Origin of the sequence: Pokkaliibacter sp. CJK22405, from assembly GCF_046614695.1 — a bacterium.
Classification (GTDB): Bacteria; Pseudomonadota; Gammaproteobacteria; order Pseudomonadales; family Balneatricaceae; genus Pokkaliibacter.
The window spans coordinates 18,580-41,552 of sequence record NZ_JBKKHQ010000010.1 but is presented as its reverse complement, the minus strand read 5'-3'; the positions used below and the strand labels follow the sequence as shown (position 1 = coordinate 41,552).

The window sequence follows — 22,973 nt, the reverse complement described above, 5'->3', positions numbered from 1 at the left end:
GTCTGCCCTCTGACGGGGCGTTGGAGCCATCAAAGCTGAGTCTGAACCCAGGCTTTTCCGGTTCTCTGTGAGTACAGCAAAACCCGGCCGGCACCAGTCCGACCGGGTTTTCAGGCACTTAACTTAGTGCTTGGTGATATACATGTTCTTGAAGTAGAAAATGTCTTCGGGGTTGGCTTCGGGGTAGCCGCCCACGTAAGGCTTCACCAGACGAGTGGTGGAGTACTGATAGATCGGCGCGACCGGCATGTCACGGCTCAGCATGGCATCAGCCTCGGCGTAGAGTTCATTACGCTTGGCTTCATCGACGATGCTTTTTGAGTCGGCCATCAGCTTGTCGTAATCCGGATTGGAGTACTTCGCATAGTTGTTGCCGTTAGCCGTGGTCAGCAGATCCAGCATGGTGGAAGCTTCGTTGTAGTCACCCACCCAACCGGCACGAGCCACATCAAAGTTACCGGCACGCTCTGTCGCCAGATAGGTTTTCCACTCCTGGTTCACCAGGCTTACGTTCACGCCCAGGGACTTTTTCCACATGGAGGCAATCGCAATAGCGATTTTCTTGTGGTTGTCGGAAGTGTTGTAGAGCAGTTCAAAGTTCAGCGGGTGATCCGGACCGTAACCGGCTTCTTTCATCAGCTCTTTGGCTTTTTCAACACGCTCTTTCTGGGTGAGTTTGGCCCAGGCCGGTTCAACCGGAGTGAAGCCCGCAGTGATGTTAGGCACGAAGGAGTAGGCAGAAATCTCACCCTGGCCGGTCACTTTATCGGTGATGACATCACGGTCGATGGCATAGCTCAGCGCCTTGCGAACACGGACATCGTCAAAGGGTTTTTTCAGGTTGTTGAAAGAGTAGTAATACGTGCCAACCTGTCCGGTGGTATGAATCTGGTCAGGAATCTCTTTCTTCAGCTGACGGTAATGCTCGATAGCCAGCGGCGTGCTGCCGTTGGTCATATCCACTTCCCCGGACTGATAGCGTGACAGTTCCGCATTCTCTGAGGCCACCGGCAAAACGGTAACTTCGTTGAGGATGGTGTCCTTGTTATCCCAATATTCCGGGTTGCGTTTAAGTACGATGCGCTCGTTAACGACCCAGTCTTTCAGCGTGTAAGCACCGTTAGAGACCATGTGGTCCGGGCTGGTCCACTTGTCACCGTATTCTTCGATCACTTTCTTGGGCGCGGGCACCATGGTGGTGTGGCCCAGCATGCGAATGAAATAGGGGATGGGTTTTTCCAGAACCACCTGAAGCGTTTTGTCGTCAATTGCCTTCACGCCCAGCTCATCCGGCTTTTTATCACCTTTTACGATGTCTGCCGCATTCTTCATGGTGGTCATCTCGATATACCAGGAATAGGGCGATGCAGTTTTGGGGTCGACGGCGCGCTGCCAGGCATAAACGAAATCCTCAGCGGTGACAGGATCACCGTTAGACCATTTGGAATCGCGCAGGTGGAAGGTGAAAACGGTGTTGTTGTCGTTCACTTCCCAGCTTTTGGCAACGCCTGGCAGGATGTTGCCTTTGTCATCCTGAATGACCAGACCTTCGAAGAGCTGGCGGGCGATGCGGGACTCAGGAGAGCCCTCAATTTTCTGGGGATCAAGCGATGCGGGTTCAGAGCCATTGTTGAAAACCATTTCCTGTTGTTTGGCTAATTCGGTTCCCGCGGGCACGTTAGCTGCCATAACAGATCCGCTAATCCCTGCGCTGAGAAGAATGGCCATGGCCAGGCTGTGTTTTTTCAATCGCATAAAGTTCTCCGTTCGAAGGCAGCAGGAGTGCTGTCGCTTCATCGCTCTATATTCTTGACCGTTTGTACCAATTTATTCTTGGGGTGTTCAATATCTTGTTACAAATCAGTCTTGTCAGGGCCACTCCTGTCCATCGCTGTTACCACCGAACAGGATTGTTGCCGCAGAGAGAAGCATATTATATGCCAGTAAATGAGAGTCTTGAGTATGCGAAATTCTTATAGGGTATGAGTGATGCGTAGCATTCACAGTCATATTTCAATTCTTTCACAAAGAAGGACGCTGTTGAGAATCTGAGTTTGAACGCTGTTACAAAGACGCTTTTTTGGAATTTATACGCTTGGTTAGATAATAAGTGGTGAAAATATTTAACATTCAGATTGAAGTGGTTGAATCCGGAAAAGCCCAACTAATACATTCTTTTATAGTATCTGTACTAATAACCGCAGGCTTTATAGGGAGAATAGGTTCTTTACTTAACTTGCCGTTACAAGACTCCTGAGTGTGATTTACCAAATGACGTAATAAGTACACTCGATGACTATCAAACTGGCGGGATTCTTCGGTAAGAAATCGACTTAATCAAAGCGGTAGTGAGGGTGATGTTGCCGTTTTAAGGCACTAATTCACTCATTTTGAGAAGAACGCACTCATAACGAGCGTTACCGCTTCACTCATTGGTGGGCGTTTTCTGACATTAAAATGAGCGTTCAACCCACTGCCGTTAGCCATTTACTGCCTGCGAGTGACTGAGAAAACGCTCCTGTAGTTCCAGTGCTTTCATCGGTTTGGCAAAGAGGTAGCCCTGCACCAGATCGCACTCCATCTCACGCAGTTTCTCCAGGGTGTATTGCTCTTCACAGCCTTCCGCCAGCACATCTAACCCCAGGGCTTTGGCCATGCTGATCATTGCGACCACCAGTGCATCGCCTTCGGCGCTGTGGCCCAGCTCCTGAACAAAATGCTGGTCAATCTTGAGCAGACTGGCGCGCAGTTTCTTAATGTAGGAAAGAGAAGAGTAGCCTTTGCCAAAGTCATCGATCGCGAGATTAATGCCATAGTCGGCCAGCGCATCCAGTTGGGATTTGAGGCAGGGGTTATCATCCACAAAGATGCTTTCGGTCACTTCCAGCATCACGTGTTCAGGCTTTAGCTCGAAGCGCTTCATTCGCTCAATCACCTGAACATGGAAGTTAGGATCGCCCATTTCATGCACGGAAACGTTCACTGACAGTTTGCCTGGGGTAAAGCCCTGCTGCAGCCAGGTCTGCATCTGGGCAAAGGCATGCTCTTGCACCCAGGAGCCCAATGGCAGAATCAGGCCTGAACTCTCTGCCACGGGAATAAAGTCCCCCGGAGAAATAAAGCCTGCCTCTGCGTGATGCCAGCGCACCAATACCTCGATGCCATGCAGGCGCTGAGACTCAATCTCGAACTGGGGCTGATAGACCAGACTGAGCTGGTCTTCATCCAGCGCCCGGCGAAGTTCTCGCTCCAGCCAGAAGCGATGCTCTGTCTGCTTGCCCATCTCTTCGGTGAAGAAAGTATAGGTATTTTTACCGACAGTCTTGGAGCGATAGAGCGCGGTGTCGGCGCTTTTCAGCAGATCGGCCACCTGAAGACCATCCTGCGGGAAGACAGCAACACCAATACTGGTCGTCAGGCTTAATGGTCCACTGGATAGCTGAATTGGCGAGCTTAAGGCTTCCATCAGGCGTCGTAACAGCGGTACCAACTGCTTGGAGCCATAAACCTGCGGCACCACCACGACAAACTCATCGCCGCCAATTCGGCACAGGGTTTCCTCATTGCGCAGGGTGTCGGCAAGGCGGGTGGAGAGTTGCTGCAGTACTTCATCACCCACGGGATGGCCGAGGCTGTCATTGATGGCTTTGAAGTTATCAAAGTCCATCAGGATAAAGGCCATCTGATGCTGATTACGGCTGGCGGCGCTAATGGCCTGTTCTGAGCGCTGATGGAAGGTATAGCGATTGGCGAGGCCTGTTAGTGGGTCACGATGAGCAAGATAGTCGAGCCGCTGGGCGTTAAGAATCTGATCTGTCTCATCGAAGATCACCCCTTCAAGCCAGCCCTCATGGGTGTCGTGATCCCACATGCCCTGACCCTGAGTCAGCACCCAGCGAATCTCACCGGATTCATCCATGACGCGATGACTGAAGGAGAAAGCCGAGGAAGTCTCTGCTGCTTTCTGAAGTGTATCGCGGACATGCAACCAATCCGCCGGGTGAACAATGCTCTTGAGAGAGGGGGCTTCATTAATCCCCGATTCGGGCAGGGTTTCCGCGCCAATAATGTGCTGAATACCTGCGGAGATGAACGCAACATCAAGCGAGGCATTCGCCTGTAGACGGAAGACAGCCCCGGGAATATTGGCCACCAGTACTTCCATGCTGCGCTCACGCTGGCGAAGCTGTCGCTCTATCGACTGGATTGTGGTGACGTCCAGCATAATGCCGACGGCACGGGGCTGATGATCTTCGCTGGTGTCCTGTCGTCCGCGGAATAACAGCACCCGGTTTTGCGAATTATGGGAGGCCAGACATTCACAGATATGGTTGTTGTCTTTCAGCTTTTCCTCAAAATATAGCTTCATGGCCTGTCGGTCCTGCTCGCGCAGGGCAATCAGAATTTCCTCCAGCTGAATACGCAGGGCCATGGTTTTAAGTGAGAGGGTGTCCGACATAATGCCGTTGATTTCCAGCTGACCACTATCGAAGTCATAGACCCAGATACCGACATTACTGAAGTTGGTTATCCAGTGCTGGGTTTTGGCGAAGTTGGCCAGATGGCGCTCGGTACGAAGCCGGGTTTTGTATTCGCTGGAGAGCTTGGCACGAATGTGTCTGATCTGATAACGCAGAATTGTGACCCAGAGGCCAAGCAATAAGGCGGCACCAAAGCCGATAATGCAGCTGATAACACTGGAGGTGAACAGTGAGTCAGAGGCGAGCACCTGCGAGCTGGCGGCGCTTTCTGCAAACGCGCTAACAGGGCTTATTAATGCGGCGATGCCGATCAGTAGGATCTGCCAGAAGTGTGGACTGCTGCCTGCGCAATTCGTTCGCTCCATGGAAAACCTGCCACCTTGAGATAAGTTCCGAAACTCATAGGGATCATGCTTCTTGTGGAGTATAGACAGCTAAGTCTGGTCACGACGGTAATGTGATCAAAAAATATTCATACAGTGTCGAGGGTTATCGACCGCGGGGCGTTGTCCCATGTATTGCCGTAACGGAGCAAAACTCAGGTGATATGCGGTAACAGAAGCATCCAAAGGCTTAGAGCGGGAATGGCCAGCAGGGTGCTGATGACAATGGTGGATGAGATCGGTGCAATTTCTTTTTCATAGCGAAGGGCAAAGACGCTCACCATGGCCGCTGTGGGCATGGCGCTGGCCAGAATGGCACTTTCATACCAGGGCGCCGGCAACGGCAGCAGAAAGGTACAAAGCCCGATAATGATGATGGGCTGAACGGCAAGCTTGAGCCCTGTCAGTAGCAGCAGTTGTTTCATCTGCCCACGCACGCGCTGACCGTACAGTGTCAGGCCCATGGTAAAAAGCGCAACCGGGGCGGTAGCCTGGGAAAGTAGTGTCATGGTGCTTGCCAATGCCTTGGGCTCTGGCAGCTGCAGAATATTCCAAGCAATACCAATGAGTGGCGGTAAAAAAAGAGGGTTCTTAATGAAGAGCCGGTATAACACCGTACCCAGGGAAAAGCGGCTCGACTGGGTGAGCATGTCCAGAATGGTCATGGCTATCCCCATCAACAGATTAAAGCATAAGGAGGCAATGATGATGGGGAGCGTACCCTGTGGGCCAAACAGGAGCGTAAAAAGCGGGACGCCAATGTAAATCGTATTGGGGTTAAGAGCGCTAAGGGAAAGCAGTAGCCGATTTGCTGAGGGGATCTGTTGCTGCATTCGGCCAATGAGCCACCAGGCAAGAGTGCCGGTGACAAGTGCGCCAATCAGGATAACGCTGATGTAGCGAAAGTTGGCAATTTCTTCGAGACGTACCGACGCTGTCGACCAGAAGAACAGGGGCGGCAGACAGATATAAAGAATAAAGGTATTGAAGCTGGCTGCAGCTTCAGCCCTGAAAAGATTGATGTGTCGGCTAAAGAGGCCAAGGCCGATCAGCGCGAAAACCGGGATAAGAGTATTTACCAGAGTCATAGCCATTCCTTGCGAAAAAGCAGTGTAGCAGGAGGCTCGCGTTGATCCCACGCTGGTAAAACCCACCATGTAAAACACCCTGTTGCACAGCTGATCTTAAGGATCGCAACAGGGTGTCTTTTCTTTGCCGCACATCACGAGCGCGGCAGTTTCAGCTGATACCGGCAGGAATCAGATGTTTGCAATCGCAGTGTGTGCTTTGTCGACAGCAGCTGCTTTGCTTTCTTCGCCCATGTTCAGGCCTTCAGCGTAAACGAACTCAACGTCGGTCAGGCCGATAAAGCCGAAGAAGGACTTCAGGTAAGGAGTCTGGCTGTCGTTTGGTGTACCTGCATAAATGCCACCGCGTGCACACAGAACGTAGACTTTTTTGCCTTCGAGCAGACCAACAGGGCCTGTCTCGGTGTATTTGAAAGTAATGCCAGCACGTGCAATACGGTCGATATAGGCTTTGAACTGGGAAGGAATACCGAAGTTATACATTGGCATGCCGACCACAACAGTGTCGTGAGCTTTCAGTTCTTCGATCAGGTTGTTGGAGATGGCAGCCAGTGCTTTCTGCTCGTCAGTGTGCTGATCCGCAGGGGTCATCCACGCACCCATTTCGCTCAGGGTCAGGTGGGGCAGTGCATCGTTCACCAGGTCACGCTTGGTGACGTCGCTGGCATCGAACTTCTTCAGAAATTCGTTAACCAGTGCAGTGGAGTTACCGTTATCGCCCATGAGGCTGCTGTAGAGGGCCAGAACCTTAGCCATAGTTACTCTCCTAAACCTGTTACTGAAGTGGGTAGAACTGCTTTAGTGATAAAGCATGTGTTGATGGAAACCATTGTGCGAAGAAGCTGAAAAGCTTGATAGCGCAATACTTTGCCAGTCCTGTTCAGATTTTTTGATCAATGTTTATTGCCCGTGCTGAATCTCATCAAAGTGTCTGTACTTGCCTTGTCTCTTTAGCGACTGCACAAAAATACTAATCTTGTTATCAGAAGAGTGGGGAAGTAGCGCTTTGGCGGTTTGCTTAAAAGCTGAGTCCTCATGCATTTTTCTCATCGTCCTGCCTCATGAAGGAGCCCTTATGCAGCAGCTGATTTTGCCCGATGGTGAGCCCATTGATGTGCATATTGAAGGTCAGGGGCAGCCCCTTGTTCTTCTTCATGGCTGGACGTCCGGCCCGCATATCTGGCTTCCGTTTTGTGATGAGTTGGCCAAGCACTTCAAGGTGTACGTCTGGCGCGCGCGCGGGCATCGACCGGAACCGCTCCATACCGGCACTGAAGTGACGCTGACCCAGCTGGCTAATGATCTGCACGCCATGCTGGAAATGCTCGATATCAAAAAGCCAATACTGGTCGGCCACTCCATGGGGGCTATGCTGACTTGGCAGTATCTGCGGCTTTACGGACAAGATCATCTCTCCGGCCTGCTCTGGGTCGACCAGTCACCCTGTTTGATGGTAAAGCCCGACTGGCCCTACAGCATCTACGGTCACTTCTCTGAGGAGATGAATCAGCAGCTGACTGAAGAAATGTATGTGGACTTTGCTGAGGCGGCGCTGCATCTAGCTGCCCGTGGCAGAAATGAAGTGATTACCGCCGCTTATAAGGCTGACAGCGAGCCGATTCGGCAGCTGCGTAACTACCTTAAAACCTTGTATGCACCAGCCCTGATTGAGCTTTGGCAGGATATGACCAGTCATGACTGGCGGGATGTTGTCGCTAATGTCACTTTGCCTGTTTCTTTACTGTACGGCGGCAAGAGTCAGTTTTATCCCATTGGCGTTGTCGATTATTTACAGGCGTTGTTGCCGCAGGCCCAGGCTCGCGTTTTTGACGAGGCGGACCATTCTCCGCAGATTTCGGCTCCCGCCCAGTTTTCGGAAGCCTTCGTGGAGCAGCTTCTTCGTATTCGCAATGAGGCAAGGACATCGCCCTGAAGCATGCCCCATAAACAAAAAAGCCCTGCAATGCAGGGCTTTTTTACAGGCATACCTTGTGTTCAGAGGCGACCTTCTTCGACGCCATGACAGGCGATGAGTCGCCCCTCAAGGGTCTGCAGAGGCGGCACTTCAGTAGTGCAGCGGTCATTGGCAAACTGGCAGCGTCCATGGAACGGGCAGCCGGAAGGTGGGTTTAGCGGCGAGGGGAGTTCACCGATCAGCTTGACCTTCTCAATACGCTTGCTGGGGTCGAGGCGTGGCGTCGAACTCAGCAAGGCGCGGGTATAAGGATGGCGGGGGTCTGCAAACAGGGTTTCGCTACTGCCTTTCTCAACGATCCGCCCCAGATACATCACCATGACTTCATCGGCAATGTGTTCAACCACGGACAAGTCGTGTGAGATAAAGATATAGCTGAGCCCAAGCTCTTCCTGCAGGTCCATCATGAGGTTCAGCACCTGTGCCTGAACAGAGACATCGAGTGCAGAGACCGGCTCATCCGCGACGACCAGACTTGGATTCATCATCAAGCCGCGAGCAATGGCGATACGCTGACGCTGTCCGCCGGAAAACATGTGCGGATAGCGATTGTAGTGCTCTTCCTTGAGGCCGACCTTGCGCATGATAGCCAGCGCTTTCTCCCGACGCTCGGATTTGGACAGCGTGGTATTGATCACCAGGGGTTCTTCCAGAATCGCGCCGACTTTCTGGCGAGGATTCAACGACCCGTAAGGGTTCTGGAAAATAATCTGAATCTTCTGGCGCAGCTTGGCGATGTCGGCCTTGGTGGCTCCCTGAACGGGCTGGCCATCCAATAATAGTTCACCATCGGTAGGCTGCTCGATCAGCGTCAGCAGCTTGGCCAGCGTGGATTTGCCGCAGCCAGACTCTCCCACAACCGCAAGCGTTTTACCGCGGGCAACGCTGAACGATACGCCATCCAAGGCTTTGACGGTGCCCTTCGGTTTAAAGGCGCCCAGACTCACTTCGTAATGACGCTTGAGATCCCGGGCTTCGAGTAATACTTGCTCGCTCATAGGCTTGGGCTCCCCTGATCATTAAGTGGGTAGAAACACTTCGCTTCGCGTCCGAGTTCGCCCTTGGACTCAAGCACCGGCTCCTCCTCCCGGCAGCGGTCGGTTGCATAAGGACAACGCGGATTCAGGAGACAGCCTTTGGGGCGGTCATACTTACCGGGAACGGTGCCAGGCAATGCCTGCAGACGGTCACTGTCCGACGCGTGTTCAGGCAATGAACGCAGTAACGCCTGGGTATAAGGATGACGGGGTGTGACAAAAAGCTTATCTGCCGGAGCGCTTTCCACGATCTGGCCGGCATACATCACCACGACCCTGTTTGCGACTTCCGCCACCAGGGCCAAATCGTGAGTGATGAGGATAAGCCCCATACCACGTTCTTTCTGGATGGTGATGAGCAAGTCGATAATCTGCGCCTGAATGGTGACATCCAGTGCTGTTGTCGGTTCATCGGCAATCAGCAGTCGCGGATTACAGGCAATGGCCATCGCGATCATCATACGCTGGCTCATCCCGCCCGAGAGCTGGTGCGGATAGTTATCGAAACGGTTCTCGGGTGCGGGAATACCCACCTGCTTCAGGAGTTCAATCGCACGAGCCTTGAGTACTTTTTTGCTGTCTTTGGTGTGCACCTTCAGCGCTTCAACGATCTGATAGCCCACCGTGAAACAGGGGTTCAGGGAGGTCATCGGATCCTGAAAGATCATGGCGATTTCATCACCGGTAATCTTGCGGCGGGCTTTTGCCGGCAGCTTCAGGAGTTTCTGTTCAGAGAATTTGAGTGACTCAGCGCTGACTTTTCCGGGGAAATCAATTAACCCCATGAGGGCCAGGGAGCTCACGCTCTTGCCTGAGCCTGACTCACCCACAATGCCTAATACTTCGCCTTCATCGACGGAGTAGCTGATGCGGTCCACGGCGCGAAAGGGATTATCTCCCTCGCCGAAAGTGACCGTCAGATTATCAATTTCAAGTAATGCCACGGTCGCTCCTTACTGCTTAAGCTTGGGATCAAGTGCATCACGCAGGCCATCACCCATCAGGTTGAAGGCCAGTACGGTCAGCAGAATCATCAGACCCGGGAAAGTCACCACCCACCAGGCGCGCTGCACAAACTGCAGAGCATCAGCCAGCATGGAACCCCATTCTGGTGTGGGTGGTTGAGCGCCCAGGCCCAAAAAGCCAAGGGCAGCAAGATCAAGCACGGCACTGGAAAAACCCAGTGTCGCCTGCACGATCAGTGGAGGCAGGCAGTTAGGTAGCAGTGTGACGAACATGAGCCGCATCGGACCTGCGCCAACGACGCGTGCAGAAGTGACGTAGTCACGACCCATTTCTGAGAGTGCCGCAGCACGTGCAAGTCGCACATAGTGGGGCAGCGCAACGATAGAAATCGCAATCGCGGAGTTAAACAGGCTTGGGCCAAGAATAGCGACGATGGCAATGGCCAGCAGCAGGCTGGGCAATGCCAGCATAATGTCGACCAGACGCATGATAGCCACTTCCAGCGCGCCCCGGAAAAAGGCGGCGAGAAGGCCAAGTACGATTCCCAGACTCAATGAAATGGCTACGGCAGAGATCCCGATCAGCAAGGACAAGCGGGCGCCGTAAATCAGTCGCGAAAGAATATCGCGGCCAACATCATCGGTGCCCAGCAGAAAGCGCATGCTGCCTCCATCCTGCCACGCAGGCGGTTGCAGCAGGGCGTCACGGAACTGCTCAAAAGGCGAGTGCGGAGCAATCAGCTCGGCAAATATCGCCAGCAGAATTATCAGGGCAATGAAAATCAGTCCGGCCAGCGCACCTTTGTTAGTGCGAAAGTACTGCCAGAACTCGCGAAGCGGCGAGGGCGGCTGATTATTCATTTCCTCGGTCGAGGGTAATGTTGTTTCACTCATCAGCTGATCTCGTTATTTGTTATGACGAATACGCGGGTTGACCACGCCATAAAGAATGTCGACAAGCAGGTTCACCACAATGATCAGGGTCGCGACGATAAGAATCCCGCCCTGAACCACGGGGTAGTCGCGTCGGTGAATTGCTTCGATCAGCCATTTGCCCACACCCGGCCAGGCAAAAATGGTTTCTGTCAGAATGGCTCCCGCCAGTAGGGTGCCGATCTGCAGACCGATAACGGTAATGACCGGAATCAACGCATTACGCAGGGCATGAATGAAGATCACCCGCTTGGGTGCCAGGCCTTTTGCCCGGGCGGTTCGGATATAGTCTTCACCCAGCACCTCAAGCATGGCGGAGCGGGTCATGCGAGCGATAACCGCCAGGGGAATCGTACCAAGCACAATGCTGGGCAGAATCAAGTGGCTGAGCGCAGAGAGAAAGGCGCCTTTCTCATCACTGAGCAAGGAGTCGATCAGCATAAAACCGGTTACGTTATCGACCCAGTAGGTGACATCCATACGTCCGGAGACGGGCGTCCAGCCAAGGCCTACAGAGAAAATAAGCATCAGTAGCAGAGCCCACCAGAAGATAGGCATGGAGTAGCCTGTCAGTGAGATGGTCATCACGCTGTGATCAAAGATCGAGCCGCGTTTCACTGCGGCAAGAATGCCGGCAGGTAAGCCGATAATGATCGCGAACAGCGTGGCGCAAAGAGCCAGTTCAACGGTCGCAGGGAAGAGTGTCAGAAACTCGTTCAGCACCGAGTCACGGGTGCTGATGGAAGTGCCAAGATCGCCGTGCAGGATACCGACGATGTAATGCAGATACTGGATATAAATAGGCTTATCCAGCCCAAGCTGGGCGAGCAATTCAGCATGGCGCTCCGGGGAAACCCCGCGTTCGCCTGCCAGCAGCTCGATGGGATCCCCGGGAATCAGGTGGATCAGAGAAAAGGTCAAAAGCGTGATCCCGATAAAGGTGGGTACCACCAATAACAGGCGCTTCAGGATAAATTGCAGCATAGGTTTATCCGACTGATATAGCGTGGATGTTCGTTAATCAGTGCACAGAACGTGGGTAACGTCATACCGTCGTGCAGTGTTCATCCCTGGAGAAAGGCTGCCGGGCAGGTGATGCCGCAAAAGCAGTCTTTTTAGATAACAGAAAGGCATGACAAGAACTGCCATGCCTTTCCTGAAGCATCGAAATTACTCGACGCTTACGCCGTAGAAGATGTGACCGCCGAATGGGTCAATCTTGTAGTTTTTCACTTCCTTACGGATAGGCTCGAAAACCAAGGAGTGGGCGATGGTTGCCCAAGGCGCTTCTTTCTTGAAGACGACCTGAGCCTGTTTGTAGAGCTCTGCACGCTTGGACTGATCAGAAACCTGTTTAGCCTGATTGATCAAATCATCAAAGTCCTTGTTACACCACTGTGAACGGTTGGAACCGCCTACAGCAGCACAACCAAGCAGTACGCTCAGGAAGTTGTCAGGGTCACCATTGTCACCGGTCCAGCCCAGCATGAAGGCATCCTGCTCACCGTCTTTGGTACGTTTGAGGTATTCACCCCATTCGTAGCTGACGATCTGCGCTTTAACACCGATTTTTGCCCAGTCTGCCTGAATCATCTCAGCCATACGGCGAGCGTTCGGGTTGTAGGGGCGCTGAACAGGCATTGCCCAGATAGTGGTTTCAAAACCATCAGGATAGCCAGCTTCAGCCAGCATTTTCTTCGCCAGTTCAGGATCGTAAGGATCATCCTTCACGTCATCGTTGTAAGACCAGATAGTTGGCGGAATAGGGTTCTTGGCGACCTGACCTGCACCCTGATAAACCGCTTCCATAATGGCTTCTTTGTTAATCGCAGCATTCAGTGCTTTACGGACTTCGGTTTTCTGTAGCGGACCTTTCTTGGTGTTGTAACCCAGATAGCCAACATTCAGACCTGGCTTGCTCATCAGGTTGATATTGGGGTCGTCTTTCATCGCTGCCAGATCCGCAGGGTTTGGATAAGGCATCACCTGACATTCACCCGCTTTCAACTTGGCGTAACGCACGGAGGCATCGGGAGTGATAGAGAAAATCAGCTTGTCGATCTGAGGTGCACCTTTCCAATAATCCTTGTTACCCACGTAGCGGATAACGGAGTCCTTCTGGTACTGAACCATCTGGAAGGGGCCGGTACCGATCGGATTGCTGTCCACTTTCTCAGGAGTTCCGGCTTTCATCATCTTGTCCGCATACTCTTTGGACATGATGGAAGCGAAGTCCATGGCAATATCAGCGAGGAAAGGTGCTTCAGGACGTGTTAGGGTGAACTTGACGGTGTAATCATCGATTTTATCGATAGATTTCAGCAGGTTACCCATATCCATGGCGTCGAAGTACTCGTAAGTACCGTTGGAAACGCTATGGTAGGGGTTGTCTTTCTTCCACTGGCGCTCAAAAGAGAAGATGACGTCATCGGCGTCAAAGTCACGGGTGGGTTTAAAGTCCTTGGAGGACTGGAACTTCACTCCTTTACGTAGGTGGAAGGTATAGACCGTGCCATCGTCGGAGATGTCCCAGCTTTCAGCGAGCCCGGGTTCAATTTCGGTGGTTCCGCGTTTGAATTCGACCAGTTTGTCAAAGATGTTCTTTGAAGTAGCGTCAAATGTGGTCCCGGAGGTGTAAAACTGTGGGTTAAAACCTTCGGGGCTACCTTCAGAACAGTAAACCAGTGTCGAAGCCTGAACGGCTGAGGCCATGGCGGCAGCCAGAGCAGTGGCTGCGAATACGGCTAAACCTCGCTTCATTGTGATACTCCTTGGTCAAACAGGATGGCTGTTTTAGTAGGGTAAGAACTGTTTTTATAGTCTTAAGGCATGCCGATAGCAGGATGCGTTTTTCTTGTTGTAGTGTCGCGGATAAGATCACGATGGTTGAAGATACTAGACAGAGTGATCGGGTTTTGTAAACACTTAACCGAAAAACGTTCAGGTACGACGGCTTAGTATCGTTTGATGCCCTTAGTGGGTTTAGTTGGAAATGAGGTGGTATGCAAGTAGCTCTTCCCTGGCCCTGGATTATTTTGGCGGTGGGTCTGTTTATTACCGGCGGTTTGCTGGGTTTGGGTATGGAGCGCTATCGCCGCCGTCAGGAAATCGATGCACTGCAGAGCGAGGTGGGTCTGGCCCGGCAGCAGGCGAGCTATACCGCCCAGCAGGCCGATACGCTACTGCAGGAAAAGCGTGTGCTTCAGGACTATCGGGAGCAGGTACAACGGGAACTTCGCGAAAAAGGTGAGCGGATTGTGGTGTTGCAAAGCGACAGGCAACGGCTGGCTGATGCACTGGATGAAGCCCGGGAGCAAGTCGCGGATTACAAGGATCACCATGAGGTGCTGCAGCGTCGCCAGTCTGATCTGAATTCTGAACTGGCGACGGCAACTGAACGATTACGTTACCTTTCTGCGCTGGAAATTCAGCAAGACAAGCTGCGTGAGGATCATGAAGTTTTGCAGTCCGAACATGCCCATTTGCAGGCAGCTTTTCAGGAGATGCAAGCGACGAGGCAGCTACAGGAAAGCCAGTATCAGGAAAAGATTCAATTACTTGAGCGTACCGAAGCACGGTTAAGTCAGCAGTTTGAACACCTGGCTCAGAAGATTTTCACTGCCAGTCAGGAGCAGGCCAGCGTCCAGCATAAATCGCAGCTTGATTCGGTGTTGGCTCCTTTTAAGGAGCAACTGAGTGATTTCCGCCGACAAGTGCAGGACACCTACGAAAAGGAAACGGTTGAGCGCCGTAGTCTGAAATCAGAAATTTCTGCGCTGAAGGAGCTTAATTCCCGCATGAGTGAGGAGGCGCTCAACCTGACACGGGCCCTCAAAGGCGATAAGAAGCTTCAGGGTAACTGGGGGGAGATGATTCTCTCCCGCGTATTGAGTGAGTCCGGGCTGCGGGAAGGGCATGAGTATCACACGCAGGTCTCGCTTAAGAATGCGGAAGGTAAGGTCTATCAGCCGGATGTGATTGTGCATTTACCGGATGAGAAAGACATTATTATCGACTCCAAGGTGTCGCTCATGGATTACGAGCGCTACCACACTCAGGACAGTGAGCTGGTCAAGGCGGATGCGCTCAAGCGGCACTGTCAGGCGCTTCGAAACCACATCAAAGGCTTAAGTGCCAAGCAGTATCAGAATCTGGAAGGTCTGCGTACGCTGGATTATGTACTGATGTTCATCCCTATCGAATCCGCGTTTATGGTGGCCATCGAGCAGGAGCCTGAGATTTTCCAATACGGTCTTGAGCACAATATTCTGTTGGTCAGCCCTACGAATCTACTTGTGGTTCTGCGGACCATTAATCACATCTGGCAATACGAAAAACAGAATCGCAATGCGCAGGTTATTGCCGCTCAGGCGGCAGATCTCTACGACAAGTTGCGTGGCTTTGCTGAAGATATGCTCAGGCTCGGGCAGGAGTTGGAGCAAGGGCAGGCGGCTTATCACCGGGCCATGAACAAATTCTCTGAAGGGAGGGGGAATATCGTTTCTCGTGCGCAAAGATTTGTGACTCTGGGAGCCAAGCCTAGCCGCCTAATGCCTACTTCTTTGCTGGAACAGTCTGAACTTGATGCTTTCAATGAAGACAGTGTTGAGGAAGACAGTGATCCTTCATTATCAGATAAGCCTGCTGATGAGCAGATATCGGCAAATACCTGACATTAAAGTCAGTCAGAATGCTTTCTCAGTGGACGTGGGGTAATAGTTTGTAAATACGTTCAAATTTAGAACGTGCTACATTTTTACTTCCCTGAAAACTTTCCTATCCGGCGCGAAATAACCTGATTAAGCGGGTATTTCGCACTTTAATCAGTTTTATTCTTAAGCCTTTTGCAAGGACGTCATGGCCACTTTTTCACTCCTGTTTATTGGCGCATTGCTGATTTCACTGAGCATTTTGCTCAGTCCGCTCTCTAATCGTATCGGCATGCCGGTGCTGCTGATATTTCTGGTCGTAGGTATGCTGGCCGGTGAGGATGGCATTGGTGGCATCCAGTTCAATGACGTCGATATGGCGTTCCTGATAGGTAACCTCGCGCTGGCAGTCATTCTGCTGGATGGTGGTATGAGAACCCGTGTGAGGACGTTTCGCGTAGGGCTAAAACCTGCCTTATCCCTTGCGACGCTTGGCGTTGCGATTACAGCCGCTATCACCGGTATCGCTGCCATGTGGGTTTTTGGACTCGATCTTCTGACAGGCTTGCTGGTCGGTACGATGGTAGCGTCAACGGATGCGGCGGCTGTGTTTTCCTTGCTGCAGGGGAAAGGGCTCAATATCAACGAACGTGTCGCGGCGACATTGGAAATTGAGTCCGGTAGCAACGATCCCATGGCCATCTTTCTGACGCTTTTGCTGATTCAATTGATCAGCAGTGCCGATCAGGCCCATGGAATGTGGCTTGAAGGTGCTCTTCTTTTTGTAAAGCAGTTCGGCATCGGTGTGGTTGCTGGTGGCTTGGGCGGCTTATTACTCTCCACCCTCATTCGAAAATCAACGCTGACACTGGCATTTTATCCCCTGCTGATGACGGCCGGAGGGCTGATGGTTTTTGCTGGCACTAATGAACTCGGTGGCAGCGGCTTTCTGGCGATTTATCTGGCCGGTGTGGTGGTTGGCAATCGTCGTTTGAAGGTGCTCAACGATATCCTTCAGGTACATGATGGCTTGGCCTGGCTCGCGCAACTGGTGCTATTCCTGATGCTGGGTATGCTGGTGACGCCCTCGAATCTTTTGATAGTGGCTCCGGGGACGCTGTTAATTGCGCTGATTCTCACCTTTGTTGCTCGCCCGATAGCCACCTGGTTATCACTGATGCCTTTTCGTTTTCGCTGGAAAGAGCAGCTTTTTATCTCCTGGGTGGGGCTTCGCGGCGCGGTGCCCATCGTGCTGGCGTTATTTCCGTTCATGGCGGGGATCAACGAAGCCTATCTGATCTTCAATGTCGCTTTTGTTGTTGTGCTGTTTTCACTCATTTTACAAGGCAGCTCACTTGCCTGGGTTGCCCGACGCCTGGGCTTGGAGGTGCCAGTGAGTTTGAGGCCACTTCGCACCTATCCTCTTGATGTCGCGGGGGCTGGTGACCATGAACTCTATCTTTACCGTCTTGAAGGTAAACGTTGGCAAGTGCCGGTGTATTTGCAGGAAATCCTGCGCATTAAAGGGGTTAATGTTACCGGGGTATTCCGTGAAGGAAGCTTCATGCAACCTGAACCGAATCTGACATTGAAAGAGCGTGATGTGGTTTCTCTGGTGATGTTGCCCGCGGATCTTGAACAAGTCAGTGAGCGCCTGAGTGTCGAGCAGCGCTCCGAGCATTTGCAGGATGTCGGGTTCTTTGGCGAGTTCGTACTCAATGGCGATGTGACCGTCGCAGAGCTCAAACAGGCTTACGGCGTTACGATTCCTGACGAGAGTCCTGAGCAGACATTGTCTGACTGTCTTAAGCATCATTGCCGTGGCCAGCCGGTGGTGGGCGATAAGCTGGAGCTTGAGACGTTGACGCTGGTGGTAAAACGCGCCTCTGGTAAAGATGTTCAGCTGGTCGGCATAAAACTGAAAAACTAGCCTATAAAAAGTAAAGGAGTTTCGATGCGACGTATTGCACCTCTTTCATTACTGCTGGTATTGGGTATGTCGAATACATGGGCGAAGGATGAAATTATCGGTAGCCAGGCGCCTGCGGCAGAGCAACCAGGTAATTTTATGGACGGTAAGGTTGGACAATGGAGCCAAAAGCGTCTGGCCAATGGTGACTCATTCGAGCTGGTTGAGCATGTTGCTGGTGAGCCTTGGGCTGGATGCTTCCAGTTGGCGCCTGATGATAAGAAAATTTCTGATGGTCATCGGGCTGAACTTCGTGACCTGTACGTTGCTGATCAGAATGAGCGTGTTGAGTATGACTTCAGCACTTATATTCCCTCTAAAAGTGGCTTTGATGGTGCGCCTCGAACGGTTCTTGCGCAGTGGCATGACCGTAAAACCAATGATCGGCCATCTCAGCGTCCGCCTCTGTCGCTGCGCGTTGTTGATAACGAGTTGTGGCTGATTCTCTGGAATGATCAGATCTGGGCTGAGCAAGGTCAGGATGGCCCCGGGGTTGTGCTCTTAAAAGAGTCTCTGGTGAAAGACCAATGGCTGCACCAGCGTTACCGTATTCAATGGAGTGCCAACGATGAAGGGCGTGTTGAGGTGTGGTGGAATGACAAGCGTGTGCTCGATTATCACGGCCCTGTTGGCTATGAAAAAGACCAGACTCAGGGGTATTTCAAGTTTGGTGTTTACACCACTCATGCACTCGATCGCTCCCTCGAAGTCTGTCATACAGGTTTTCAGCGTAGCGGTTGGTAGATCATTCTCATCGAGTTTCATACTCAATAAGGATTAGGTCGTGGAAAGTACGATGGATCCCATCTTCTGGGTGTTGGTGGGGCTTTCGTTCCTCGGCTCCTTCATTAGCGCCTCTGTCGGTATCGGTGGCGGCACGCTACTTATCGCTGTGATGGCGAATCTTCTTCCTCCTCAGGTGCTTATTCCCGTCCATGGGTGGGTGCAGCTAGGCTCCAATGCGAACCGTGCCTGGATGCTGAGAAAGCATGTCGATTGGCCAGTTATTCGCTGGTTTCTGTTAGGGCTGATTCCAGGAGCGGCACTAGGGGTGGGGCTTTCGCTGGCTTTACCTGTTTCGTGGCTTCAGATTGTGCTGGCGGGCTTCATTCTCTATCTGAGCTGGGGGCCTAAACTGGCTATGGCAAAACTGCCGGGTTGGGGAGTTAGCGTAGGCGCTGCTGTCACCACTTTTCTGAGCTTTCTTGTCGGAGCAACAGGTCCATTGGTGGCTGCATTTATCCAAAAGCGTTATCTGGAGCGCCAAGTCGCAGTAGCTACCTTTTCTTCAGCGATGGTTCTTCAGCATTTGAGTAAAGGCGTTGGCTTTGAGTTGGGTGGTTTCTCACTACAGGCTTGGTTGCCATTGATTATGGCGATGATTGCCGCCGGGGCATTAGGAACCTGGATGGGGCTTAGGCTGCTACTTAAGATGAATAACGAACGCTTCCAATTTTTATTCAGGGCAGCGATTACCCTTCTGGCGTTACGGCTTTTGTGGCAGGGGATTGGTGGGCTATAAAAAGAATTAACAGATATAAAAAAACCGCCATCAGGCGGTTTTTTTATAGAGAGGCGTTGCTTAACCAAGCATCGCCAACGTTGCAACTGGGGCACTAGGCTCAAAGTCGATAGCCATCATCACGCTAAGGGCAGTGATGGTAACAATTGAAAGCACAAACACTTTACGTGCCCAGACGCGGTCATCAACACTTTCCTTGTAACCAGTCAGGGCCATTCCCAGCCACCACAGGCTGGTAGCGCAGGCTACAACCAGATAGCCAAAGCCTACATAACCGCTGATTGCCAGCAGCAAAGTTGCCAATGCAAAAGCCAGAATCCAGAGGACGATATGCAGCTTGGCTTTCACAATGCCTTCGATCACGGGTAAAACCGGGATATTAGCCGCTTCATAGTCTTTAAAACGGAAAATAGCGATGGCATAGGAGTGGGGCATCTGCCACAGCGCAAACATCAGCAGCAGGATAGCTGCGCCAGTGTCAAACTGACCTGCAACCGCACAGTAACCCACAACAGGAGGGACTGCGCCGGATAAACTTCCTACCAGCGTGCCGTAGACAGAGCGGCGTTTCATATAAAGGCTGTAGACGACAACGTAGATAAAGAAGCCGAAAGCAGCAAAGAAAACGGTGACAGGATTCGTGAAGGCGATTAACAAGGCAAAGCCAATCAGGCCAAGAACGATACCATGAGTGAGCGCAGCCATGGTGGACATAGCGCCTGTTACCGTCACGCGGTTACGGGTTCGCTCCATTTTGGAGTCGATATCACGGTCGATGCAGTTATTGATGGCACAACCGGAAGCGACGATCAAAGACAGGCCAATGACCGTTGCTAGAAACAGGGGAAAGTCGATATGTCCCTTGGAGGCAAGGAAGAAGCCACCGGCGACGGAAATCAGGTTCCCGAAAATAATGCCGGGTTTGGTAACCAGGAGATACCGCTTAATCATTGGAGAGTTCACATCGTTGGAAGTAAGAAAACGGAAAGCAGGGCAGGAACCCTGCTTTCCGGAGTTTCATCAGAGCATCATGTTGATGGTCATGTTGTACATGATCCATACGGTGCCACCGATCAGGATGGCAACAATCAGCAATGTGAAGATGAAGGCCATGTTGTTCCAGCTGGCCTCAGAGCTACCCATGTGCAGGAAGCAAATCAGCTGAACCAGAATCTGGGCAATACCCAGAATCAACATGACCGCCAGTGCTGTTGCCGGAGTCGCCAGTGATGGATACATCACCAGAACAAACGGCACGATGGTCAGGACGATAGACAGAATAAAGCCGTTCAAATACGACTTGAAGCTGCCATGACTTTCACCTGCTGCGGTGTGGTTGGAATGATTGCTCATTACATCGCTCCCATCAGGTAAACAACGGTAAATACGCAGATCCAGACAATATCCAGGAAGTGCCAGAACAAGCTCAGGCACTGCAGACGGGTATTGTTAGTATCGGTCAGACCTTTTTTGCTGATCTGGAAGATCAGCAGCAGCATCCAGAGGATACCGCAGGTCACGTGCAGACCGTGGGTGCCGACTAGCGTAAAGAAGGACGACAGGAAGGCGCTCTTGTCAGGGCCAAAACCTTCCAGGATCAGGTGATGGAATTCATAAACTTCCATACCCACGAAGCCCATACCCAGCAGTGCGGTAACGATTAGCCAATTCACCACGCCGGCTTTATTGCCTTTGTGCATGGCCAGCATTGCCAGACCGCTGGTGAAGGAGCTGATCAGCAGCAGGAAGGTTTCGACCAGCACGAAAGGCAGTTCGAAGATTTCCTTGCCATCAGGACCATCTGCAACGTGAGTGTGAAGGACCGCATACGTCGCGAACAGGGTCGCGAAGATGATGAGGTCAGTCATGATGTAGATCCAGAAGCCGAAGACTTTCATCGCTCCGGCATCGTGGTGCCCATGGTCTCCATGGGCGTCGTGATGCATTGCTTGACTAGACATAGAGATCAAACCTGGCTTGCAAGATTGTTGTCACGGCCATGCTTGTCGAGCAGGTCGTGGTGAGCATTCTCGATACGCGCCACTTCTTCAACAGGAACGTAGTAATCAATGTCGTCATTGAAAGAACGTACGATCATGGAAGCAATGGTGCCCAGCAGGCCCAGTCCTACCATCCACCAGATGTACCAGACGAGACCAAAGCCAAACAGCAGGCTGAATACGCCGATAGCGACGCCAGCACCAGTGTTCTTAGGCATATGGATTTTCTCGAAAGAAGCAGGACGCTTGTGAGCCAGACCTTTTTCTTTCATATCCCAGTAGGCATCCAGATCTTCAACTTTAGGATCGTGAGCAAAGTTGTAGAACGGAGGTGGAGAAGAGATAGACCATTCCAGAGTACGGGCATTCCAGGGATCACCAGTCAGATCCAGGTTCTGCTTGCGATCACGGAAGGAAACAAACAGCTGTACCAGCTGGCAAATGATACCTGCCAGAATGATGAAGGCACCAACCGCTGCAACCATCAGCCATGGAGTCCAGTCTGGGTTGTTGTAATGGTTAAGACGACGAGTCATACCCATGAAGCCCAGAACGTACAGTGGAACGAAAGCAACGTAGTAGCCGATCAGCCAGCACCAGAAAGCGCCTTTGCCCCATTTTTCGTTCAGGGTGAAACCAAAGGCTTTCGGGAACCAGTAAGCAAAACCTGCCAGATAGCCGAAGACCACGCCGCCGATGATGACGTTATGGAAGTGAGCAATCAGGAACAGGGAGTTATGCAGCAGGAAGTCAGCACCAGGCACAGACATCAGAACGCCGGTCATACCACCGATAGAGAAGGTGATGATGAAGCCCAGAGTCCACATGACTGGGGAGGTAAACTGAACACGGCCGCGATACATGGTAAACAGCCAGTTGAAGATCTTAACCCCGGTTGGGATAGAGATGATCATGGTGGCGATACCGAAGAAGGCGTTGACGTTCGCGCCAGAACCCATGGTAAAGAAGTGGTGCAACCAAACGACGAAGGACAGTACGGCGATCGCCATGGTCGCATAAACCATGGAGGTGTAACCGAACAAACGTTTGCCGGAGAAGGTTGAGATAACTTCAGAGAAAATACCGAAGGCAGGCAAAATCAGGATGTAAACCTCGGGGTGACCCCAGGCCCAGATCAGGTTGACGTACAACATGGGATCCCCACCAGCAGTATTGGTGAAGAAGTGCATGTCGAAGTAACGGTCAGCAGTCAGAAGTGCCAGTGCCACGGTCAGGATAGGGAAGGCACCCATGATGATGATGTTGGTACAGAAAGCAGTCCAGGTGAAGACAGGCATCTGCATCATCTTCATGCCAGGAGCACGCATTTTCAGAATGGTCACGAAGAAGTTGATACCGGTCAAAGTCGTACCGATACCGGATATCTGAAGTGCCCATATGTAGTAGTCAACACCAACCCCCGGACTGTACGTCGATTCGGACAGTGGTGGGTAGGCCAGCCAGCCAGTCTTGGCGAATTCACCAATACCCAGAGACAGGTTAACCAGGACCACACCAACCACGAACAACCAGAAACTCACAGAGTTCAGGAAGGGGAAGGCAACGTCACGGGCACCAATCTGCAAAGGTACAACTACGTTCATCAGACCAATCATGAATGGCATCGCCATGAACATGATCATGATTACACCGTGGGCGGTGAAGATCTGATCGTAGTGGTGAGGTGGCAGATAGCCGGTTGCTCCGTCATGGGCGACCGCTAGCTGGGTTCGCATCATGATCGCATCGGCAAAGCCACGGATAAGCATCAGCATCGCTACAACGATGTACATGACACCAATTTTCTTGTGGTCAACGCTGGTGAGCCATTCGGTCCACAGGTAGCCCCACTTTTTGAACTTGGTCAGGGCTGCAACCAGCGCCAGACCAGCAAGGATGATGACGCTGACAGTCACTACAATGATGGGTTCATGGTAGGGAATGTCGTTTAGAGTTAGTTTTCCAAACATG

General features: G+C 52.0%; 18 protein-coding genes. 5 read left to right on the top strand and 13 right to left on the bottom strand.

Annotated elements, in window-relative coordinates:
* Positions 1-123 precede the first annotated feature (123 nt).
* The 4 genes from ACKC9G_RS06610 to ACKC9G_RS06595 form a co-directional block, all read right to left on the bottom strand.
* The gene (locus ACKC9G_RS06610; protein WP_411404147.1) at positions 124-1,755 is read right to left on the bottom strand and encodes an ABC transporter substrate-binding protein; all 1,632 of its coding nucleotides are present in this window, start codon (positions 1,753-1,755) and stop codon (positions 124-126) included.
* Positions 1,756-2,479: 724 nt separating this feature from the next.
* Complete coding sequence (locus tag ACKC9G_RS06605) at positions 2,480-4,846, bottom strand: putative bifunctional diguanylate cyclase/phosphodiesterase (protein ID WP_411404146.1); 2,367 nt, start codon at positions 4,844-4,846, stop codon at positions 2,480-2,482.
* 173 nt (positions 4,847-5,019) lie between these two features.
* Positions 5,020-5,952, bottom strand: coding sequence for an AEC family transporter (locus ACKC9G_RS06600; protein ID WP_411404145.1), 933 nt, complete (start codon positions 5,950-5,952; stop codon positions 5,020-5,022).
* Positions 5,953-6,123: 171 nt separating this feature from the next.
* Entirely contained in the window at positions 6,124-6,708 is a 585-nt protein-coding gene (locus ACKC9G_RS06595; RefSeq protein ID WP_411404144.1) for an FMN-dependent NADH-azoreductase, read from the bottom strand.
* A gap of 319 nt (positions 6,709-7,027) precedes the next feature.
* Here ACKC9G_RS06595 and ACKC9G_RS06590 point away from each other — a divergent pair, with 319 nt between their 5' ends.
* Positions 7,028-7,885 carry an alpha/beta fold hydrolase gene (locus tag ACKC9G_RS06590; protein ID WP_411404143.1) on the top strand — a complete coding sequence of 286 codons (858 nt, stop codon included), beginning with the start codon at positions 7,028-7,030 and terminating at the stop codon, positions 7,883-7,885.
* A gap of 62 nt (positions 7,886-7,947) precedes the next feature.
* Here ACKC9G_RS06590 and ACKC9G_RS06585 read toward each other — a convergent pair whose 3' ends face one another.
* The 5 genes from ACKC9G_RS06585 to ACKC9G_RS06565 form a co-directional block, all read right to left on the bottom strand.
* Positions 7,948-8,925 carry a peptide ABC transporter ATP-binding protein gene (locus ACKC9G_RS06585; RefSeq protein ID WP_411404142.1) on the bottom strand — a complete coding sequence of 326 codons (978 nt, stop codon included), beginning with the start codon at positions 8,923-8,925 and terminating at the stop codon, positions 7,948-7,950.
* A complete protein-coding gene (gene dppD, locus ACKC9G_RS06580) occupies positions 8,922-9,908 on the bottom strand; it encodes a dipeptide ABC transporter ATP-binding protein (protein WP_411404141.1) in 987 nt (328 codons plus the stop codon). Before dppD ends, ACKC9G_RS06585 begins: the two co-directional genes overlap by 4 nt.
* Before the next feature lie 9 nt (positions 9,909-9,917).
* Positions 9,918-10,823, bottom strand: a complete 906-nt coding sequence (dppC, locus tag ACKC9G_RS06575) for a dipeptide ABC transporter permease DppC (RefSeq protein ID WP_411404140.1) — start codon at positions 10,821-10,823, stop codon at positions 9,918-9,920.
* 12 nt (positions 10,824-10,835) lie between these two features.
* On the bottom strand, positions 10,836-11,846 hold the full coding sequence (locus ACKC9G_RS06570; RefSeq protein WP_411404139.1) for an ABC transporter permease subunit: 1,011 nt from the start codon (positions 11,844-11,846) through the stop codon (positions 10,836-10,838).
* A 186-nt stretch (positions 11,847-12,032) separates the two neighbouring features.
* Positions 12,033-13,622 carry an ABC transporter substrate-binding protein gene (locus ACKC9G_RS06565; RefSeq protein WP_411404138.1) on the bottom strand — a complete coding sequence of 530 codons (1,590 nt, stop codon included), beginning with the start codon at positions 13,620-13,622 and terminating at the stop codon, positions 12,033-12,035.
* 242 nt (positions 13,623-13,864) lie between these two features.
* On the opposite strand from ACKC9G_RS06565, the gene rmuC reads away from it, so the two are divergent.
* From rmuC to ACKC9G_RS06545, 4 genes are all read left to right on the top strand, one after another.
* Positions 13,865-15,535, top strand: coding sequence for a DNA recombination protein RmuC (gene rmuC / locus ACKC9G_RS06560; RefSeq protein WP_411404137.1), 1,671 nt, complete (start codon positions 13,865-13,867; stop codon positions 15,533-15,535).
* 184 nt (positions 15,536-15,719) lie between these two features.
* Positions 15,720-17,441, top strand: a complete 1,722-nt coding sequence (locus tag ACKC9G_RS06555) for a potassium/proton antiporter (RefSeq protein WP_411404136.1) — start codon at positions 15,720-15,722, stop codon at positions 17,439-17,441.
* A gap of 24 nt (positions 17,442-17,465) precedes the next feature.
* Entirely contained in the window at positions 17,466-18,224 is a 759-nt protein-coding gene (locus tag ACKC9G_RS06550) for a polysaccharide lyase (protein ID WP_411404135.1), read from the top strand.
* A 40-nt stretch (positions 18,225-18,264) separates the two neighbouring features.
* Complete coding sequence (locus ACKC9G_RS06545; RefSeq protein WP_411404134.1) at positions 18,265-19,002, top strand: sulfite exporter TauE/SafE family protein; 738 nt, start codon at positions 18,265-18,267, stop codon at positions 19,000-19,002.
* 60 nt (positions 19,003-19,062) lie between these two features.
* Here the strand turns inward: ACKC9G_RS06545 and cyoE are convergent, their stop codons facing one another.
* From cyoE to cyoB, 4 genes are all read right to left on the bottom strand, one after another.
* Complete coding sequence (gene cyoE / locus ACKC9G_RS06540; RefSeq protein ID WP_411404133.1) at positions 19,063-19,953, bottom strand: heme o synthase; 891 nt, start codon at positions 19,951-19,953, stop codon at positions 19,063-19,065.
* Between the two features lie 69 nt (positions 19,954-20,022).
* The gene (gene cyoD / locus ACKC9G_RS06535) at positions 20,023-20,355 is read right to left on the bottom strand and encodes a cytochrome o ubiquinol oxidase subunit IV (protein ID WP_411404132.1); all 333 of its coding nucleotides are present in this window, start codon (positions 20,353-20,355) and stop codon (positions 20,023-20,025) included.
* Positions 20,355-20,963, bottom strand: a complete 609-nt coding sequence (gene cyoC / locus ACKC9G_RS06530; protein WP_411404131.1) for a cytochrome o ubiquinol oxidase subunit III — start codon at positions 20,961-20,963, stop codon at positions 20,355-20,357. The genes cyoD and cyoC overlap by 1 nt, the downstream gene beginning before the upstream one ends.
* A gap of 5 nt (positions 20,964-20,968) precedes the next feature.
* The gene (gene cyoB, locus ACKC9G_RS06525) at positions 20,969-22,972 is read right to left on the bottom strand and encodes a cytochrome o ubiquinol oxidase subunit I (RefSeq protein WP_411404130.1); all 2,004 of its coding nucleotides are present in this window, start codon (positions 22,970-22,972) and stop codon (positions 20,969-20,971) included.
* Position 22,973 lies beyond the last annotated feature (1 nt).

Coding starts and splice junctions, on each gene's coding strand:
- ACKC9G_RS06595 (WP_411404144.1), bottom strand. CDS start 6,708: ATGGCTAAGGTTCTGGCCCTCTACAGCAGCCTCATGGGCGATAACGGT.
- cyoE (WP_411404133.1), bottom strand. CDS start 19,953: ATGATTAAGCGGTATCTCCTGGTTACCAAACCCGGCATTATTTTCGGG.
- ACKC9G_RS06610 (WP_411404147.1), bottom strand. CDS start 1,755: ATGCGATTGAAAAAACACAGCCTGGCCATGGCCATTCTTCTCAGCGCA.
- ACKC9G_RS06565 (WP_411404138.1), bottom strand. CDS start 13,622: ATGAAGCGAGGTTTAGCCGTATTCGCAGCCACTGCTCTGGCTGCCGCC.
- ACKC9G_RS06585 (WP_411404142.1), bottom strand. CDS start 8,925: ATGAGCGAGCAAGTATTACTCGAAGCCCGGGATCTCAAGCGTCATTAC.
- rmuC (WP_411404137.1), top strand. CDS start 13,865: ATGCAAGTAGCTCTTCCCTGGCCCTGGATTATTTTGGCGGTGGGTCTG.
- cyoB (WP_411404130.1), bottom strand. CDS start 22,972: ATGTTTGGAAAACTAACTCTAAACGACATTCCCTACCATGAACCCATC.
- ACKC9G_RS06605 (WP_411404146.1), bottom strand. CDS start 4,846: ATGGAGCGAACGAATTGCGCAGGCAGCAGTCCACACTTCTGGCAGATC.
- ACKC9G_RS06550 (WP_411404135.1), top strand. CDS start 17,466: ATGCGACGTATTGCACCTCTTTCATTACTGCTGGTATTGGGTATGTCG.
- dppC (WP_411404140.1), bottom strand. CDS start 10,823: ATGAGTGAAACAACATTACCCTCGACCGAGGAAATGAATAATCAGCCG.
- ACKC9G_RS06570 (WP_411404139.1), bottom strand. CDS start 11,846: ATGCTGCAATTTATCCTGAAGCGCCTGTTATTGGTGGTACCCACCTTT.
- cyoC (WP_411404131.1), bottom strand. CDS start 20,963: ATGTCTAGTCAAGCAATGCATCACGACGCCCATGGAGACCATGGGCAC.
- ACKC9G_RS06555 (WP_411404136.1), top strand. CDS start 15,720: ATGGCCACTTTTTCACTCCTGTTTATTGGCGCATTGCTGATTTCACTG.
- cyoD (WP_411404132.1), bottom strand. CDS start 20,355: ATGAGCAATCATTCCAACCACACCGCAGCAGGTGAAAGTCATGGCAGC.
- ACKC9G_RS06600 (WP_411404145.1), bottom strand. CDS start 5,952: ATGACTCTGGTAAATACTCTTATCCCGGTTTTCGCGCTGATCGGCCTT.
- ACKC9G_RS06590 (WP_411404143.1), top strand. CDS start 7,028: ATGCAGCAGCTGATTTTGCCCGATGGTGAGCCCATTGATGTGCATATT.